This window comes from Actinomyces slackii (assembly GCF_900637295.1).
In the GTDB taxonomy this organism is placed as follows: Bacteria; Actinomycetota; Actinomycetes; order Actinomycetales; family Actinomycetaceae; genus Actinomyces; species Actinomyces slackii.
The window spans coordinates 900,037-917,361 of the sequence record NZ_LR134363.1 but is presented as its reverse complement, the minus strand read 5'-3'; the positions used below and the strand labels follow the sequence as shown (position 1 = coordinate 917,361).

Here is a 17,325-nt window from a genome sequence, read left to right as displayed (position 1 = left end):
CGGCTCACTGCTCCAGCTTGGTGGCGGTGTTGCCCACGCCGGTGTTGTCGACCTGCGGGTCTCCCTCGAGCCAGTGGACGGTGACATTGGCGCCGCTGATGACGACCTTGTCGACGCTGCGCACGTAGACGGTCACATCCGCGGCGCTGACAGTGAGCGTGCCGACCTTCTCCGCGGCGACGGTGCTCATGGCGCCCGAGACATCGAGCTGGGTGACCTCACCGACCACTTTGGTATCCGCCATGGCGGTGGTCACCGAGACCTTCCCCTCGGCGTCGGGCTCCACCACGTTGCCATCGGTGAGCACCGAGACCCAGCCCGGGTCGGAGATGTCGGAGGGGACGCTGGCGTCAGTGGCGGCGTCCTTGGCAGCGTCCCTGGCGGCGTCCTTGGCGGCGTCCTTGGCCTTGTCGACGGCCTCGTCAACGGCATCGTCAGCCGCGCTGGCGGCATCGTCCGCCTCCGGCGCGGCGGCCTGGGACTGCGTGGTGTCATCGCCGCCCTGGCCGGCGGAGCTGGCGGAGTCGGAGGAGCCGGAGGAGCCGCCGTCGACGGTGAGCGAGCAGGCGCCCAGGGCCAGGGTCAGGGCGAGAACAGCTGCGGATGGCGCGAAACGGCGCATGATGGGTTCCTCTCGATGATCACAGGGGAGTGTGTGCGGGCACTAGAGTACGTCGCCCGCCTTCGCAGCGCGTCGCCGCCCTGTCGCAGCCTCGCGACGCGGCTCCCATGCGCGCCCCGGCCTGCCGGGGCCTGGACCGCCGACCGGAGCGCGCTCCGTGGCGGAGGCGGCGCAGGCGGGTGGGCCTCATCGCCAGGCGTCGCCAACGTGCCTTTGCGTCAACGGACGTGACTTCGCGTCAATCACCCCTGTGCTACCCCCAGTCGGATGACGCGAACCCTCGTCGTCGACGCAGACCGGCACTCCGCGCGGGGGCCGCGGTCAGGAGTCGTCGGACTTGGTGGCGGTCGTCGTCGCCGTCGTCCTCTTGGCCGGGGCCTTCTTGGTCGTCGTCTTCTTGGCGGTCGTCTTCTTCGCGGTGGTCTTGCGCGTGGTGCGCTTCTTGGCCGGGCCCTTGGCGCGCTTCTCGGCCAGCAGCTCATAGGCGCGCTCGGGGGTCACCGTGGCCGGGTCATCATCGCGGCGCAGGGTCACATTCGTCTCCCCGTCGGTGAAGTAGGGGCCGAATCGCCCGTCCTTGATCACCACGGGACGGCCCGAGGCCGGGTCCGTTCCCAGCTCGCGCAAGGGCCCGCGCGCGCTCTGGCCCCGGCGGCGCTTGGGCTGGGAGAACAGCTCCAGCGCCCCCTCCAGGGTGATGGAGAAGATCTGCTCCTCCGTCTCCAGGGAGCGCGAGTCCGTGCCCTTCTTCAGGTAGGGGCCGTAGCGGCCGTTCTGAGCGGTGATGTCCTGGCCGGACTCGGGGTCCTGTCCCACCACCCGCGGCAGGCTGAGCAGGTCCAGCGCCTGCTCCAGGGTCACGGTGGACAGGTCCATGGACTTCAGCAGGCTGGCGGTGCGGGGCTTGGGGCCGGCGGCCTTCCTCGCCGTGCGCTTCTTGGCGGCGCCTGAGGCCGCCTCGGGCTCAGGGGCGGCCTCCGGGGCGGGCAGGACCTCGGTGACGTAGGGCCCGTAGCGGCCATCCTTGGCGATGATGGTGTGCCCCGTGGCCGGGTCCGTGCCCAGCTCGCGACCGTCGTCGGCGGCGCGGGCGAACAGCTCGCGGGCCTTGTCCAGCCCCAGCTCATCGGGGGCGACGTCGGCCGGCACATTGGCGCGCTTGCCCTCGGCATCCTCCAGGTAGGGGCCGTAGCGCCCCACGCGCAGGGTCACGCCCTCGCCGATCTCAATGGAGTTCACGGCCCTGGCGTCGATCTCCCCCAAGCCCGCCACCAGGCCCTTGAGCCCCTGGGCGGTCAGGGCCGACGCCGTCTCCGGACTGCCGGCATCCGGCGCCTGCCCGTTGTAGAAGCGGGTCAGCCAGGCCACCCGGTCCTCCTCGCCGGCGGCGATGCGGTCCAGGTCGCGCTCCATGGAGGCGGTGAAGTCGTAGTCGACCAGCTCGGCGAAGTTCTCCTCCAGCAGGCGCGTGACGGCGAAGGCCAGCCACGTGGGGACCAGGGCCTGGCCCCGATGATCCACGTACCCGCGGTCCGAGATCGTCGACATGGTGGCCGCATAGGTCGAGGGGCGGCCGATCTCCCGCTCCTCCAGGGCCTTGACCAGGGAGGCCTCCGTGTACCGCGGCGGCGGGGTGGTCTCATGGCCGGAGGCCTCCACGCCCAGGGGGGCCAGCTCCTGGCCGGAGATCATCGAGGGCAGGCGCGCCTCCTTCTCCTCCTTGGCGGCCGGGGCATCCTCATAGCGCTCGGCGTCGCGGCCCTCCTCATAGGCCGCCAGGAAGCCGCGGAAGGTGATGACCGTGCCCGAGGCCGTCAGGCCCGCCAGGGAGAAGGTGGGGCCGGCATCGCGCGACTCCCCGCGAGCCGCCGTCAGCGGGACCTCCACGGTCACCGTGGCCGTGGAGCCGACGGCGTCGGCCATCTGCGAGGCCACGGTGCGCTTCCAGATGAGCTCGTAGAGGCGGAACTGGGCGCCGGTGAGCTGGGAGGAGACCTGGGCCGGGGTGCGGAAGTGGTCTCCGGCGGGACGGATGGCCTCGTGCGCCTCCTGCGCGCCCTTGGACCTCGAGGCGTACAGGCGCGGGGAGGACGGCACGTACTCGGCGCCGTAGAGCTCGGCCACCTGGGTGCGGGCGGCGGCCACGGCCTGGCCGGACAGGGCCGTGGAGTCGGTGCGCATGTAGGTGATGAAGCCGTTCTCGTACAGGCCCTGGGCCACGCGCATGGTCTCCCGCGGGTTCATGCGCAGCTTCCGGGAGGCCTCCTGCTGAAGGGTGGAGGTGGTGAAGGGCGCGGCCGGGCGGCGCCGGTAGGGCTTCTCCTCCAGGCCGGCCACGCGCGGCTCCCCGCGCTCGATGGCCTCGGCGACGGCGCGGGCCCCCACCTCGTGGAGGTGGACGGCCGAGGCCTTGAGGGCGGCGGGGCGCAGCTGGCCGTCGTCCTGGAAGTCGCGCCCCGTGGCCACGCGGCGACCGTCGAGGGTGGCCAGGCGGGCGGTGAAGGAGGCGGCCTCGCGGGCCGTGGCGTCCACCGGGGACAGAACGGTGGTCAGGCGGGCCTCCACGCCCCAGTAGGCGGCGGAGACGAAGGCCATGCGCTCGCGCTCGCGCTCGACCACCAGGCGGGTGGCCACGGACTGGACCCGGCCGGCCGACAGCCCCTGGCGGACCTTGCGCCACAGGACGGGGCTGACCTCGTAGCCCACCAGGCGGTCCAGGATGCGGCGGGTCTCCTGGGCGTCGACCCGGTTGGTGTCCAGCTCGCGGGTCGAGGCCAGGGCCCGAGTGACCGCCTCGCGGGTGATCTCCGTGAAGGTCATGCGCTTGACGGGGATGGTGGGCTTGAGCACCTCCAGCAGGTGCCAGGCGATGGCCTCGCCCTCGCGGTCGTCGTCGGTGGCCAGGTAGAGCTCGTCGGCCCCCTTGAGGGCCTTCTTGAGCTGGGCGACCGTCTTCTTCTTGTCCGGGTTGACCACGTAGTAGGGGGTGAAGCCGTCCTCGACGTCGACCGCGAACTTCCCGTAGGGGCCCTTCTTCATGGTGGCCGGCAGCTCAGAGGGCTGGGGAAGGTCCCGGATGTGCCCCACGGAGGCCTCGACCTCGAAGTCATCGCCGAGGTAGCCGGCAATGGAGCGCACCTTGTTGGGGGACTCCACGATGACGAGCTTGGTGGACACAGGCGATCTTCCTCACGAACGGGGCGCGCTCAGGCGCCTGGCGGATGGCCGGATGCCGGCATGGGCCGACTCGCAGCCGAGACTAACGCACAGCGCAACCCCAGCCTTCGTCCTGCGCCGCGCTGCACCTACCCGCGCCGAGGTAGACATTTTCCGCCGAGATCGACGGCGAATGCGTCTACCTCGGCGGAAAATGTCTACCTCGGCGTGTGGGGTGGGGCGGGTGGGGGCGAGGGCGCGGCGCGGGCGGGTGGGGGTCACCGCAGCTCGGCCAGGGAGCGGCGGATCTCCATGAGGCGCTGCTCGGTGGCAGTGGCGTCGTAGTGCAGCGCCAGGCCGCGGCACTCGGCGGCCAGCTGGGCCAGGGAGCGCACCTCCGGGAAGCCCTGGGCGGTCAGGCCGGCCACCTCATCGACCACGGCCGAGCCCGAGGCCGCCTCGCCGCCGCCGCGCACATCCACCCACTGGCCCAGGCGCCGGGCCGCGCGGTCAAGGCTGGAGGTCACCGTGCGCAGCGAGTCGTCGAGCTGGCCGACCTGGGTGCTCACCGAGCGCAGCACCGGGGTCAGCCCGGCGAACCCGGACTCCAGCGCCTCGCACAGGTCGGTCAGGGAGTGGACGGCGTCCTCCTCGGAGCCGTCGAGGATGGAGTGGGCGAAGCGCCCCACCATGAGAGTCAGCAGGCGCATGAGCGCCACGGCGAAGCGCAGCTGGGTCACGGCGTCGTGCATGGTGCTCAGGCGATTGGGCAGGCCGGACAGCTCGGTGTTGGCCGCCTGAGCCAGCTCGGCGATGCGCTCGGCCAGGACCTGGGCCTTGGTGCGAGCAGCCGCCCCGCTCTCCAGGGAGACCAGCTGGCCGATGCGGCTGATGCGGCCCTGCACCCCGGCCACGGAGGCGTGCGTGGACTCCATGGTGGTGATCAGGCGCATGTACTCGTCGAGCTCGAAGACCAGCGCATTGGTGTCCCGCTCGATGGAGGCGACCGTGTTGAGGATGCGGGCCACCGGCCCCATGGCCTCGGGGGCCACCGCCGGCACGCGCACTCCGGCCGAGACCAGGGAGGCCACCTCCCGCGGCAGGGAGGCCAGCGTCATATCCTGCAGAGAGCCATACCCCAGGGAGCGCAGCTCACCGGCCAGCTCACCGGCCCCGTACTCCCCGATCTGATGACGCGAGGCCGCGCGAGAGGCGAGTTGGCGCTCCTTGGCCCGCACCCGGCGGTAGGCGTCCTCGGCCGCCGTGCGCGTGGCGGTGTCCATGGGCTTGATGCGCACGGACAGGTAGCCCTCCCGCAGGGGCACCACGGTGGCGAAGACCCGGTAGTCCAGGCCGTCGACGGCGCGGTTGGTCACGTAGGCGCACACGGGCCGGTTGGCCTGGAGGTCGTCCCACATGAGGCGGAACAGGCCGGCGGGCATGTCCAGGTGGCGGATGATGTTGTGGGCGGCGCCGATCAGGCGGTCCCGGGAGTACCGCGAGAGCATGTCGAAGGTCCTGTTGGTGTTCTGAATGACACCCTTGAGGTCCGTCGTGGAGAAGAAGATGTCCTGCGGGTCGAACAGGCGCTCGTATCCGATCTGCGATTCCATAGTGCTCTCTACCTAGTTAGTGGGATGTCCCCAATCCGGATGCGGTTCCCTTGGTCAAACTCCCAACATCATCGGGGCAAGGGACACGTTAATGGCCAAGTCCCATCAGTGGTAGGCGAGTTATCAGATCGTCACCAAGCGTCACTGAGCTGCGATCTGCTCCAGGGTCTGGCGCACAGTGGTCACGCGCTGACGCACCACCGGCTCGTCAAGCGTCACGACGACGCCGCGGGCCTTGGCGGCCAATTCGGCCAGCGATGAGGTCTCCGGGAAGCCCTGCTCCCCCAGCTGCTCGGCCTCCTGAAGAACGGCCTGGGCGTCAACGCCCTCGACCAGGGGCTGGGCGCCCTCATCATCAAGCGCCCGGATCCACCGCTGGAAGGGCCGCTTGACCCGATCCAGGTTGGAGACCACCGAGCGCAGATCGGCATCGAGGCGCTCAGCCAGATCGGCGGCCTTCTGGCACGAGGGAATGAGGGGCTCAAGATCGGTGAGCAGGGCCTCGGCGAGATCACCGATCGACGCGGCCGAGTCGGATTCCACGTCGTCGAGCACCGAGGCGGCGAAGATGCCCGCCATCAGGGTGTGCAGCCGCATGAGGGAGGAGCGGAAGCGCACCTCGGAGACGATCTCGTAAAGCGAGACCAGGGAGGAGTTGAGCTGCTGAAGGACCTCAACCGCCTGAGCGCTGCGCTCCTTGACCCGCTCGCTGACCGTGGGCACTGAGGACTCGCTGTCGGGGCTGGTGACCTCGCCCACCAGCGCGCCCACCCGGGAGGCGCGCTCGATCACCGAGCGCACACCGGAGGCCCAGGTGCCCAGGGCGTTGATGAGGTCCTGGTACTCCCCGAGCTGGTAGACCAGCTCATCGGTGTCGCGCTCAATGGCCACCATCGAGCTGAGGATGGAGGACATGGGGGAGTCGGTCTCCGCGCGGCGCGGGACGCGCACGCCCTCGACGACGAGCAGGGCGAGCTCGCGGGGCAGCGCCGCCCGGGCGAAGGAGTACAAGCCGTGGAACTGGACGCTCTCCAGCTCCTGGGCCAGCAGCGCCGCGCCGTGCTCGGCGACCTCGCGGCGGTTGTGCCCCTGCTCGGCGTACTGGCGCTCGGCCTCGCGCACGCGCTGGTAGATCTCCTTGACCGGGGTGAACAGGGCGTGGTTGTTGGGGCGCACGCGCACGGAGAGGTAGCCGTCCTCCAGGGCCGCCACCGTGGCGAAGACCCAGTAGTCCAGACCATCCTTGGCCTGGTTGAGGACGTAGACGCAGGCGGGACGGCCCTGCTCCAGCTCGTCCCACATGAGCTTGAAGGCACCGGCCGGCATGCTGTCATGGCGGATGATGTTGTGCGGAGCACCGACCAGCTCCTCGGCGCTGTATCGCGACAGGGAGTCGAACACCCGGTTCGTCCTGCGGATGACGCCCTTGGCGTCAGTGGTCGAGAAGAACAGGTCCTCAGCCCCGAAGCGGCGCTCGTTGCCCTCGACGTATTCCATGACTCTCCTGGTTGTAGGCGATGTCATCGACGGCCCGCGGCCACCGATGACGCTATCAGCGCGTTGCGCAGTTCAGACTCGCGCCCAGTTGGGGACTGGGGCCACGCCGCGGGACGACGTCGGGATATTGGGGAGGGGACGCGATCCGTACGGGGGGAGCCTACGCCGCCAGAGCGCCACTCGGCACACCGCAACTGTGAGCATCCATGCCACCGGCCTCACCAGTCACACGCGCCCCGAGCATCACGCTTTGGATCGCCGCCTTGCCACCCAACAGGACTAATCCCACATATGTGCAGCACAACACCGCAAGCATGTCACACTCCCGGTGTCACCGGATATACCTCGAGGTTTCAACCTCATAACACAGGCGGAGCACAGGTGTCGCTCTGGTCAGGCTCAGCCCGGCGATGTTGAATGAGCAACATGACGAGCGCCCCAGAAACCCTGACCCGCCCGGACGGCACCGCCGTCCGCGTCCTCGTGGTCGACGACGAGCAAATGCTGGCCGATCTCCTGGCCAGCGCCCTGCGCTACGAGGGCTGGGAGGTCACCACCGCCAGCACAGGGATCTCCGCGGTCAAGGCCGCCAAGGAGATCGACCCTGACGTCATCGTCCTGGACATCATGCTGCCCGACTTCGACGGCCTGGAGGTCATGCGCCGCATCCACGGCCACAGCCCCTCCATCCCCGTCCTCTTCCTCACGGCCAAGGACGCCGTGGAGGATCGCGTGGCCGGGCTGACCGCCGGAGGCGACGACTACGTGACCAAGCCCTTCTCCCTGGAGGAGGTGGTGGCGCGCCTGCGGGCGCTGCTGCGCCGCTCGGGGGCCGGGGAGGACAAGCCCGCCTCCCTGCTGGAGGTCGGGGATCTGCGCATGAACGAGGACTCCCACGAGGTGTGGCGGGGCCAGGACGAGATCCGCCTGACCGCCACCGAGTTCGAGCTGCTGCGCTTCCTCATGCGCAACCCGCGCCGCGTCCTGTCCAAGCCGCAGATCCTCGATCGGGTCTGGAACTACGACTTCGGCGGCCAGGCCAACATCGTCGAGCTCTACATCTCCTACCTGCGCCGCAAGATCGACAAGGGCCGCGAGCCCATGATCCACACCATGCGCGGAGTCGGCTACGTGCTCAAGCCCGCCCAGAGCGCCCCCCAGGGCACTGGCGCGTAGAACCACCGACCGCACCCCAACCGCATCGGAGCCGGGCATGCCCCCACTGTCACACCGTTGCGACGGCGCTCCCGACGCCCCCGCCCAGGCGATCGGCCCCACCCGTCCCGCTACCAGGCGGGTGCGCAGCCTGCGCACCCGCCTGGTGGCGGGCGTCGTCGGGCTGGTCCTCATCATGGCGGCCATCATGGGAGCCCTGTCGACCATCACCCTGCACCACACCCTCATGAGGAAGACGGACGAGCAGCTCTTCGCTGCCTCCGAGCGGGCCACCGGCGATCCCGCGCCGGCCCCCCAGAGCACCGTCGCGCCCTCGGACCCCGATGAGCAGCACGGATCGAGCGAGCACAACGGCGACGACGACCGTGGACTGCCCCCCGGCCTCAGGGCCGCCGGCCAGTCCACCGGCACCCTCAGGGTCGTCCTCACCGGGCAGGCGGCGAGCCGGGACCAGGACGGCAAGGACAGCCGGGACGATGATGAGAGCCAGGAGGACCAGACCTTCCAGGCCGCCTACATCGACAATCGGGGGCGCTACACGGCGCTGAGCGCCGATGCCTGCGCCGAGCTGCTGGACCTCACGCCCAACTCCCACCCCGAGACCGTCCACATCAAGGGCCTGGGCGACTACCGCGTCATGGCGAACCTGGACCCCGCCAGCGGCAGCACCGTCATCACCGGCCTGTCCCTGGAGGCGAACAACGGCCTGGTGCGCACCCAGATGCTCATCGAGGCCATCGCCGCCGCCCTGGGCGCACTCATCATGGCCCTGGCCGGGCGGGCCATGGTGCGATCCTCCCTGGCCCCCCTGGAGCGCGTGGCCAGCACCGCCCAGCGCGTGGCCGCCCAGCCCCTGGAGCGCGGCGAGGTCAGCATCGAGGAGCGGGTGACCGACGCCGATCTGGCCTCCTCATCGGAGGTCGGGCAGGTGGGCACCGCCCTCAACACGCTCCTGGGGCATGTCGAGGCCGCCCTGGCGGCCCGCCAGCGCTCCGAGACCCAGGTGCGCCAGTTCGTGGCCGACGCCTCCCACGAGCTGCGCACGCCGCTGGCCTCCATCCGCGGCTACACCGAGCTGGTCCAGCGCGAGAGCCCGCCCGATCTGACCGAGGACGCCGAGCGCGCCCTGGACCGGGTCCACTCCGAGTCCCTGCGCATGACCGCGCTGGTCGAGGATCTGCTGCTGCTGGCGCGCCTGGACGCCGGACGGGAGGTGGAGCGCGAGGAGGTGGATCTGGTGGAGATCCTCATCGACACCGTGGCCGACGCCCAGGCCGCCGGCCCGGATCACGACTGGCACCTGGACCTCGAGGTCCTCTCGCCCCCCGCTGACGCCGACCCTGAGCAGATCGAGGACTTCACCCCCGAGCCCGCCCTGGTCCAGGGCGAGGAGGCCCGCCTGCGCCAGGTGCTGGTCAATCTGCTGGCCAACGCCCGCGTCCACACCCCCGCGGGCAGCCGGGTGGTGGCCTCGCTCAGCCGCGATGGGGGAAACCTGGTGGTGCGCATCAGCGACAACGGGCCCGGCATCGACCCCGGGGTCCGCGAGCGGATCTTCGAGCGCTTCGCCCGGGGGGACGCCTCCCGCGAGCGCGGCACCGGCTCCACGGGCCTGGGCATGTCGATCGCGCAGGCCATCGTGGCCTCCCACGGCGGGACCCTGAGCGTGGACTCCCGCACCGAGGGGCCCCAGCGCGGGACGGTCTTCACCGTCGAGCTGCCCGCCGCCGACCCCCAGTAGTGGCCTGGGTCGGCCAGGGCCGGCGGACCCGGGCCCGGGCCCCGTCAGTCCAGTCATCCGATCAGGCTCCGGCCGCGGCGTCGGACCAGGTCGGACCAGGTCGGACCAGGTCAGATCAGGTCGGACCAGCCCTCAGCGGTCCCGGCACCGAGACGGTGGATGGTTCAGCGGGAGGTCGGCTCGCCTGGGCTCTGAGCGGAGGGCGTCGCTCCCTGAGCCTGGGAGCCCTCAGCCGGGCTCCCGCCGTCGGGGCGGCGGGAGGGCGAGGGGTGGAAGCCCAGGGCCGTCACCGACGCCAGGGTCAGGCAGCCGACCGCCACCGTCGCCGCCGAGCCCACCGCGTAGGAGGCGAAGTACTCCGTGCGCGCGAAGGACTCCCCCAGCCTGCTCAGCACCCACAGGCCCAGCGCCACGGCGGGCAGGGCGCTCAGCGCGCCCAGGCAGGCCAGAAGCCAGGTGATACGGCGCTGGCGGGCGAGCTCGGGGCTGGAGGCCGACTCCGCAGGCTCCTCGGCGCCGTCGGCCCAGGCCCCGCCGGCCACCGCGATCCCGCCCCAGGCCACGGCCACCAGCAGGGCAGCCAGCACGTCGGCGGGCCGGTGCCACTGGCAGACCAGGGTGGAGTAGCCCATGGCGACCGAGCCGGCCGCCCCCGCCCAGGCCGCCCAGCCGCGCCAGCGCCCGCCGGCCAGCAGAACCAGGGCCACGGCCGCCGAGGCGGCGATCGTCGTGTGCCCCGAGGGCAGGGTGTTGGCATTGTCCCAACGGACCGTCATGTCGTAATCGGGGCGCACCAGCACCCAGTGCTTGAGGATCTGGGTGCTCGCATTGGCGCCGACGACGGCGATCACCGCCCAGATAGCGCGACGGTGGCTCCGGCGCGCCAGGCCCACCAGGAGGATGACGACCACCAGGGCCACGGCCGCCGGCATCGAGACCACGGACAGCAGCGCACGGGCCTGGTCATTGACGTAGTGGGAGCCGATCCGCGACCCCTCCAGGGCGGCGGCCTCCAGGAACTGCCCGGAGCGGGTGCGCACGAACACGGCCCACAGACCCACGGCGCCCAGCAGGCAGACAGCCGCGAGCGCGGAGCCACCCAGGCGCATGCGCCTGGTCAGTGCCGGTGCTCGCAGAATCATCACCGTGCGATGCTAAGCGCTGACCCGCCATCCCATGCCCCTCCCGAGGGCGATTCGGCTGCGGGACAGGTCACGCAGGCATCTCAGCGGCCCGCGCGAGGGCCTGCGTCGTGACCCGTCACACCGAGTCCGCGCCATCGCGCAGTCGATCGACGACCGGCGGCCGGCCAGTGCCGCAGCCTCCCCGGCCAGGCCGGCGCGGCCTCGCCCCAGGGTGTGGGCGGCCTCGGGTCAGGACGGCCGGCGCAGGGATAGCAGGCCGCAGCGGGCCAGCTCGCGGGCCTCGGCCAGCACCTGGGCGCGCAGCTCCAGCGCCTCGCGGCCCTCCAGCCCGCTGAGTGCGGCCAGGGCGGTGGCGATCTGGGACAGGCTCAGCTCGCCGTCGGCCACACCGGCCAGGGCGCTCATGGTGGTGCTGGCGACCAGGGCCCTCCCCAGGCCCCCGCCCTGGCGCAGGAGGATCACCGTGGGCTCGCTCTGGCCGGGGATGTAGTGGCGCTCCTCGGTGACGTCAGCGGAGCGGACCGGGTGCAGGGCGGACAGGGACTCCTCGTCGAGCCCGACCACAAGGCCCTGGGCCTCCACCACCTCGGCGACATGGGCGCCGAGCGCCCCGGTGCCGCTGGTGGTCACCTCCTCCAGGACGCGCCAGGGCTGGCGGGGGCTGTCGGGCATGGCGACGATGAGGTAGCCCATGCCCAGGGCCTCGACCCCGCGATCCTCGAAGTCCCCGGCCCAGGCCTCCAAGGCGGCGTCGAATCCCTCCGGGTCGCGCTCCGGGGCCAGGCCGCCGTCGCGCAGCCACAGGGCGGCGTAGGCCACAGGGTCCTGGACCTCGCGCTGGACCACCCAGGCGTCGGCGCCCGCCGGCAGCCAGGACTCCACCTCCTGACGCCAGTGACTCCCCCGCCGGTGCTCCCAGTTGCCCAGGGCCACCGCGATCCCGCCCGGCTCCAGGTGATCCCCCAGGCCGGCCAGGAGCCCGGGCAGGATGGGGCCGCCGGCGTCGCGGTACTCCATGAGCGGCAGGCCCGCCTCGCGCACCGCCGTCGGCGTCAGCACGAAGGGCGGGTTGGTGGCGATGAGGTCGAAGCGCCTGCCGGCAACAGGCTCCAGCAGGGAGCCGGCCAGGAGCTCCAGGCGATCCGCATCCCCGGCCAGAGCGGCGTTGAAGGCGGTGAAGGCCAGGGCCCGCTCGGAGAGGTCAGTGGCGGTCACGCGCTCGGCATGGCGCAGAAGGTAGAGGGACTGGATGCCGCAGCCGCACCCCAGGTCCAGGGCCGAGGCGACGGGCCGGCGCGGGGTCAGCCCGGCCAGGGTCAGGCCGGCGCCGCCGATGCCCAGGACATGGTCAGGGGCCAGGGCGCGGCCGGTGACGAGCTCGCCCAGGTCGGAGGCCACCCACCAGCGCACGGGGCCGGAGTCGTCCGCGGCCTCATGGGGGCGCAGGTCCACCCGGGCGCGCACCAGGCCCCGGGAGTCGGGCTCGGTGATCAGGCCGATGGCGGCGGCGCCGCGGCTGCGGGTGCGCGGCCAAACGGCGTCGAGCTCGGTGGCGGCGATGGCCTGGCCCAGCATGAACAGGGCGGTCAGGAGGGCGACCGGTGAGGGGGAGGCCCCGGCCGCGCGGTCCTCGTCCAGGGCACTGCGGATGGCTCGGCGCGCCGGGGCGAGGATCTCGCGCTCCAGCGCGGCCTGAGCGGCCGGGCCCAGCAGGTGGGCGACGGCGTCGACCCCCCAGCCGCTGGCCTCTAAGTCCTTGCGCAGATCCCGGGCCCGCTCGGGGCTGAGGACCGGTGGGGGCGGTGAGGCCGGCGGGGCCAGCTGGACTGGCTGGACTGGCTGGACTGGCTGGGCCGATGGGGGCGACTGAGGGGGCTGCGCGCTGGACTCGCTCATGACCCGACCGTAGCCCGGGCTGGAGGCCGGGGCGCAGTGCGGGGCCGGTCGCCGTCGGCAATCGTTTCCATAACCTCTATCGCATAGTTCATCGCCACCGAGGCGCTTGCCCCTATTAACCGAGTGACCTAGCGTTGCGCCATCAGGGCCCCGCCCTGTTGGCAGCCGCATCGTTCATCCCACCAGCCCCAGGAGGCACCCACATGGCCGTTCTGACCATCGGCGACCAGTTCCCCGCCTACGAGCTCACCGCCGTCGTCCCCGGCAACCTCAAGGACGTCGAGGCCAGCCAGCCCGAGGACTACTTCACCACCGTCTCCTCCCAGGTCCCCGAGGGCACCTGGCGCGTCGTCTTCTTCTGGCCCAAGGACTTCACCTTCGTGTGCCCCACGGAGATCTCCGCATTCGGCGACCTCTACCAGGACTTCAAGGACCGCGACTGCGAGGTCGTGGGCGTCTCGGTGGACAACGAGTACACCCACTACGCCTGGCGCCGCAGCCACGACAAGCTCCAGGACCTGCCCTTCCCCATGGCCTCCGACCTCAACCGCGAGCTCGCCTCCGCCCTGGGCGTCCTCAACGCCGATGGCGTGGCCGACCGCGCCACCTTCATCGTCGACCCGCACAACGTCATCCAGTCGGTGTCCATCACCTCCGGCTCGGTGGGCCGCAACACCGACGAGACCCTTCGCCAGCTCGACGCCCTGCAGTCCGACGAGCTGTGCGCCTGCAACTGGAAGGCCGGGGCCGCCACCATCGACGCCCTGGGCGAGATGACCAACTGAGCCCCCGGGCGACTGAGAAACCGAGAAAGCGAGACCCGCATGAGCATCGAGACCCTCCGCTCCGCCCTGCCCGAGTGGGCCAAGGACCTGTCCCTGAACCTGTCCACCCTGGCCCGCTCCTCCTCGCTGAGCGAGCAGCAGCAGTGGGGCACCTTCGTGGCCGCCGCGGCCGCCACCCGCAACGAGTCCGTCCTGGTCCAGGTGGTCGAGGACGCTCGCGGCCACCTGAGCGAGGAGGCGCTCAAGGCGGCCCTGGGCGCGGCCTCCATCATGGCCATGAACAACGTCGCCTACCGCACCCGCCACTTCCTGGGCGAGGCCTACGCCAATGAGCGCATGGGCCTGCGCATGAACATCATCGGCTCGGCCGGCGGCGTGGAGAAGGTCGACTTCGAGCTGTGGAGCCTGGCGGTGTCCACCATCAACGGCTGCGAGAAGTGCGTGACCTCCCACGAGGCCACCGTTCGCGGCGAGGGCCTGTCCACCGAGCAGGTCTGGGAGGCCGTGCGCATCGCCTCGACGCTGGCCGGCGCCGCCCAGGCGATCAGCGCCGTCGAGACCCTCGGCTGACCCCGTCACTCCGCCAATTTGCGTGAGTTCGTACTTTTCCGGGCCCGGAAAAGTACGAACTCACGCAAATTGGCGGAGTCAGGCTAGTTGGTGGGGTCGGCGTCGATGGCGCCCTGGATGTCGTTGAACAGCAGGTTGGAGATCTCGACCTGAACCATCTCCACCTTGGGGATGTCGTGGAGGATGAGCGGATCATCCGAGGAGGTCTGCAGGGCCAGAGTCCCGCAGCCGAAGAAGCGGTCGCTCAGGTCCTTGTCCTGCTGGACATCCGAGATGCGGCTCAGCGGCAGGTCATGACCCGTTCGATTGAGGATGCCCGAACGGGTGATGACCCGCTTGGTCGTGATCGTGTAGGTCGTGGTCAGCCAGGCCAGCCAGGCCAGGACGAAGGCCGGGACACTGATGGCCAGCGCCAGGAGCCAGATCGCCAGATAGCCCCAGGGACTCCACTCCGCCGGCACGAGCACCGAGGCGACCACGGCCGCGACCAGGATGAGGGCCAGCAGGGCGATCCGCCCCAGGATGACCTTGATATGGGTGCGCATATGCCGCACGACGACCTCGTCACGGCTGAGCATCTTCTTGGGAATTGCCATGGCCCCCATGGTGCCAGACTCCCCCGGACTCGCACCGGCCGCAGGCCGCGGCAATATGAGGCGATATGGGGCGATATGAGGCTCCGCGGCGCGGCCGCGGCCCGGGCCGTCTCAGCCCGCCAGCATCCCCAGACCCACGGAGGCCACCACCGGCACAATGCCCAGGATGACGAAGGCCGGCAGGTAGCAGCCTCCCAGGGGGAGCACCAGGCGCACCGCCAGGCGCTCGGCCGCCTCCTCATCCTGGGCGCGCCTCCCCGCGCGCAGCGCGCCCGCGGTGGCCACCAGCAGGGAGTCCGGTGACGCCCCGTCCTCCCACCCCGGCCGCAGGCAGGCCTCCAGCCGACGGCGCCGCTCCCGCCACCGAGCGTCCTCCGGCGCCGCCCAGGCCTCCTCCCACTGCGCCCCCAGCAGCAGTGCCCGCCCGACGACGCACAGCCCCTCCTCCTCAAGGGCCTGTCCCAGGGCCGTGAGGACCCCGGGCAGGGAGGCGCCAGAGCGCAGGGAGGCGGCGGCCAGATCCAGCACCAGGGCCTCATCGACGCTGCCCGACGGCGCCGTCGCCGCGCGCACCAGGCGGGAGGTCAGGCGATTGCCCACCACCATGAGCCCCACCCCGAGCAGGCCCAGTGCCGTCCCCCAGCCGCCGTCCAGGAGCAGGGAGGCCGGATCAGCGCCCACCAGGGCGCCCAGGACCAGCCCCACCGGCGGCAGGCATGACAGGAGCCGGGCCGTGGTGCGCGGCCCGGTCAGTGCGGCTGAGCGGGAGGACTCCGCCCGACCGGCCTCGGCCACGGAGTCGGCCACCGCCTCCAGGATCTCCGCCAAGGGGGCTCCCAGCCGGGCCGAGAGCCGGCAGGAGGCCACGGCCCCCGGCACCGCGGCGGCGCAGGCACGGCGTCGGGCCCGCGCCGCCCGGGAGGGCGGGAGCGCCACCGTCCCGCCTCGCAGGCCGGAGAGCCAGGAGTGCCACGAGCCACCGGCCTCCAGGCTGAGCAGGGCCGCAGGGACGCCGTCCTCCCCCGGGCGGGCCCCCTGCGTGATGCCGATGCGGCCCAGCGCCCGCTGCCAGGCCGCCTGAGGGGTGGAACCCGCCCTCAGGAGGCTGGCGACCTCGACGAGCAGCAGGCCGATCTCCACCTCCGGCATGGCCTCAGGGCGAGGCGGCCGCCGGCGCTGCTCCAGCCGCGCATGGGGGCCGCGGCGCGGCGGCAGCAGCATGACGGCGACCGCCAGGGCGACCAGCAGCGCCGCCACCCAGGGTCCCCCGCTCATGATCCGCCTGCCTGCGCCCCCGGGGCCAGCCCCTGGCCCGGCCCCTGGCCCGGGCTCTCGCGCCCCGCGGCCCGGCCCGACTCGCCCAGCGCCGCCTTGACCGGAGCAGCCCCGATGCGCTGGGCCAGCTGCTCAACCCCCGGCCCGGCCCGAAGGCGCCCGTCCTGGCCCAGGACAAGGGCCTCGCGGCATTCCAGAATCGGCCCGGCCGCCGTGGCCAGGCGTCGCAGCACCCCCAGGGACTCCACCCTGCGGCTCCCGCCAGCGGGCGCCGTGGAGCGGCGCAGGTGGACCACGGCGTCCAGGGCGCTGGCCGCCTGGGCCGCCACCGCCGCCTCATCCATCTGCGCCAGGGCCCCCAGAGCGGTCAGGCGGGAGGGGACATCGGCCGGGGAGTTGGCGTGCAGGGTCGCCCAGCCGCCCTCGTGCCCGGTGTTGAGCGCCGTGAGCACATCGCGGACCTCGGGGCCGCGGCACTCCCCCAGGACGATCCGGTCGGGGCGCATGCGCAGCGCCGTGCGCACCAGTGCGGTCATGGTCACCGCCCCCACCCCCTGGACATTGGCGCCGCGCTCCTGGAGGTGGATGACATGGGGGTGGTCGGGGCGCAGCTCGCTGGCCTCCTCGATGCAGATAATCCGCTCATTGGCCGGCACGAGTGCCAGCAGGGCGGCCAGGAGCGTGGTCTTGCCGGTCCCGGTGGCCCCGGTGATCAGGCAGCTGGCGCGCCGCGCCACAAGGGCCGACAGGACGCCGTCGAGCCCCGGGGCCACGGTGCCGGCCCGCACGAGCTCATCCAGGGTGAAGCTGCTGCGGCGCTTGGTGCGCAGGCTGATGAGGGTGCCCTGGCTGCTCAGGGGCGGGAGGACGGCGTTGAGGCGGGTGCCGTCGGGCAGGGTGGCGTCCACGACCGGGCAGGCGTCGTCGAGGCGGCGGCCGGCCGAGGCCGCCATGCGCACGGCCAGTGCCCGCAGCTCGACCTCCTCCATGGCCCGGCCCATGGGCTCCAGGCCGCGGCCGCGGTCGATCCACATGCGCCCGGCCCCCACCAGGACGTCGGTGACCCCCTCCGTGTCGATGAGGGGCTGGAGATGGGGGCCGGCGCCCTCGACGTCGGCCCGCACCCTCTGGGACAGACGGGCCAGGCCGGCCTCCCCGGTGGCCGGGCCGGCGCCGTCATCCAGGGCGCGATCCATCGGTGCGCCGCGGGCCAGGGCGCTGCGAACGCGGGTGAGCTCGGTGTCCGGGGCCAT

Annotated in this window: 13 protein-coding genes; 4 read left to right on the top strand and 9 right to left on the bottom strand. The window is 72.0% G+C overall.

Features of this window, described 5'->3' with window-relative positions:
• Nucleotides 1-4 precede the first annotated feature (4 nt).
• The 4 genes from EL266_RS03735 to EL266_RS03720 form a co-directional block, all read right to left on the bottom strand.
• Nucleotides 5-622, bottom strand: coding sequence for a DUF3060 domain-containing protein (locus tag EL266_RS03735; RefSeq protein ID WP_034514630.1), 618 nt, complete (start codon nt 620-622; stop codon nt 5-7).
• A gap of 321 nt (nt 623-943) precedes the next feature.
• A complete protein-coding gene (gene topA, locus EL266_RS03730; RefSeq protein ID WP_026426415.1) occupies nt 944-3,799 on the bottom strand; it encodes a type I DNA topoisomerase in 2,856 nt (951 codons plus the stop codon).
• Between the two features lie 257 nt (nt 3,800-4,056).
• Nucleotides 4,057-5,391, bottom strand: coding sequence for a diguanylate cyclase (locus EL266_RS03725; RefSeq protein WP_026426414.1), 1,335 nt, complete (start codon nt 5,389-5,391; stop codon nt 4,057-4,059).
• A gap of 141 nt (nt 5,392-5,532) precedes the next feature.
• Nucleotides 5,533-6,888: a diguanylate cyclase gene (locus EL266_RS03720; protein ID WP_026426413.1), complete on the bottom strand. Its 1,356-nt coding sequence runs from the start codon at nt 6,886-6,888 to the stop codon at nt 5,533-5,535.
• A 426-nt stretch (nt 6,889-7,314) separates the two neighbouring features.
• On the opposite strand from EL266_RS03720, the gene EL266_RS03715 reads away from it, so the two are divergent.
• Complete coding sequence (locus EL266_RS03715) at nt 7,315-8,064, top strand: response regulator transcription factor (protein ID WP_026426412.1); 750 nt, start codon at nt 7,315-7,317, stop codon at nt 8,062-8,064.
• A gap of 175 nt (nt 8,065-8,239) precedes the next feature.
• On the top strand, nt 8,240-9,805 hold the full coding sequence (locus tag EL266_RS03710) for a sensor histidine kinase (RefSeq protein ID WP_084500514.1): 1,566 nt from the start codon (nt 8,240-8,242) through the stop codon (nt 9,803-9,805).
• 164 nt (nt 9,806-9,969) lie between these two features.
• On the opposite strand, the gene EL266_RS03705 is transcribed toward EL266_RS03710, so the two are convergent.
• A complete protein-coding gene (locus EL266_RS03705; protein ID WP_084500494.1) occupies nt 9,970-10,947 on the bottom strand; it encodes a phosphatase PAP2 family protein in 978 nt (325 codons plus the stop codon).
• A 231-nt stretch (nt 10,948-11,178) separates the two neighbouring features.
• The gene (locus EL266_RS03700) at nt 11,179-12,846 is read right to left on the bottom strand and encodes a DUF7059 domain-containing protein (protein ID WP_084500492.1); all 1,668 of its coding nucleotides are present in this window, start codon (nt 12,844-12,846) and stop codon (nt 11,179-11,181) included.
• A 203-nt stretch (nt 12,847-13,049) separates the two neighbouring features.
• Between EL266_RS03700 and EL266_RS03695 the strand changes: the two genes are divergently transcribed.
• A complete protein-coding gene (locus EL266_RS03695) occupies nt 13,050-13,631 on the top strand; it encodes a peroxiredoxin (RefSeq protein WP_026426410.1) in 582 nt (193 codons plus the stop codon).
• Nucleotides 13,632-13,670: 39 nt separating this feature from the next.
• Complete coding sequence (locus EL266_RS03690) at nt 13,671-14,201, top strand: carboxymuconolactone decarboxylase family protein (protein WP_026426409.1); 531 nt, start codon at nt 13,671-13,673, stop codon at nt 14,199-14,201.
• An 83-nt stretch (nt 14,202-14,284) separates the two neighbouring features.
• Here EL266_RS03690 and EL266_RS03685 read toward each other — a convergent pair whose 3' ends face one another.
• The 3 genes from EL266_RS03685 to EL266_RS03675 all read right to left on the bottom strand — a co-directional run bounded on the left by EL266_RS03685 (nt 14,285) and on the right by EL266_RS03675 (nt 17,325).
• On the bottom strand, nt 14,285-14,797 hold the full coding sequence (locus tag EL266_RS03685) for a PH domain-containing protein (RefSeq protein WP_026426408.1): 513 nt from the start codon (nt 14,795-14,797) through the stop codon (nt 14,285-14,287).
• 111 nt (nt 14,798-14,908) lie between these two features.
• Nucleotides 14,909-16,072: a type II secretion system F family protein gene (locus tag EL266_RS13860; RefSeq protein ID WP_026426407.1), complete on the bottom strand. Its 1,164-nt coding sequence runs from the start codon at nt 16,070-16,072 to the stop codon at nt 14,909-14,911.
• On the bottom strand, nt 16,069-17,325 hold the full coding sequence (locus EL266_RS03675) for a TadA family conjugal transfer-associated ATPase (protein ID WP_084500490.1): 1,257 nt from the start codon (nt 17,323-17,325) through the stop codon (nt 16,069-16,071). The genes EL266_RS13860 and EL266_RS03675 overlap by 4 nt, the downstream gene beginning before the upstream one ends.

Bases quoted from the DNA above. Each gene is read 5' to 3' on its own strand.
- EL266_RS03725 (WP_026426414.1), bottom strand. From the start codon at position 5,391: ATGGAATCGCAGATCGGATACGAGCGCCTGTTCGACCCGCAGGACATC.
- EL266_RS03700 (WP_084500492.1), bottom strand. From the start codon at position 12,846: ATGAGCGAGTCCAGCGCGCAGCCCCCTCAGTCGCCCCCATCGGCCCAG.
- EL266_RS03710 (WP_084500514.1), top strand. From the start codon at position 8,240: ATGGCGGCCATCATGGGAGCCCTGTCGACCATCACCCTGCACCACACC.
- EL266_RS13860 (WP_026426407.1), bottom strand. From the start codon at position 16,072: ATGAGCGGGGGACCCTGGGTGGCGGCGCTGCTGGTCGCCCTGGCGGTC.
- EL266_RS03715 (WP_026426412.1), top strand. From the start codon at position 7,315: ATGACGAGCGCCCCAGAAACCCTGACCCGCCCGGACGGCACCGCCGTC.
- EL266_RS03705 (WP_084500494.1), bottom strand. From the start codon at position 10,947: ATGATTCTGCGAGCACCGGCACTGACCAGGCGCATGCGCCTGGGTGGC.
- EL266_RS03690 (WP_026426409.1), top strand. From the start codon at position 13,671: ATGAGCATCGAGACCCTCCGCTCCGCCCTGCCCGAGTGGGCCAAGGAC.
- EL266_RS03720 (WP_026426413.1), bottom strand. From the start codon at position 6,888: ATGGAATACGTCGAGGGCAACGAGCGCCGCTTCGGGGCTGAGGACCTG.
- EL266_RS03675 (WP_084500490.1), bottom strand. From the start codon at position 17,325: ATGGCCCCGGACACCGAGCTCACCCGCGTTCGCAGCGCCCTGGCCCGC.
- EL266_RS03685 (WP_026426408.1), bottom strand. From the start codon at position 14,797: ATGGCAATTCCCAAGAAGATGCTCAGCCGTGACGAGGTCGTCGTGCGG.
- EL266_RS03695 (WP_026426410.1), top strand. From the start codon at position 13,050: ATGGCCGTTCTGACCATCGGCGACCAGTTCCCCGCCTACGAGCTCACC.
- EL266_RS03735 (WP_034514630.1), bottom strand. From the start codon at position 622: ATGCGCCGTTTCGCGCCATCCGCAGCTGTTCTCGCCCTGACCCTGGCC.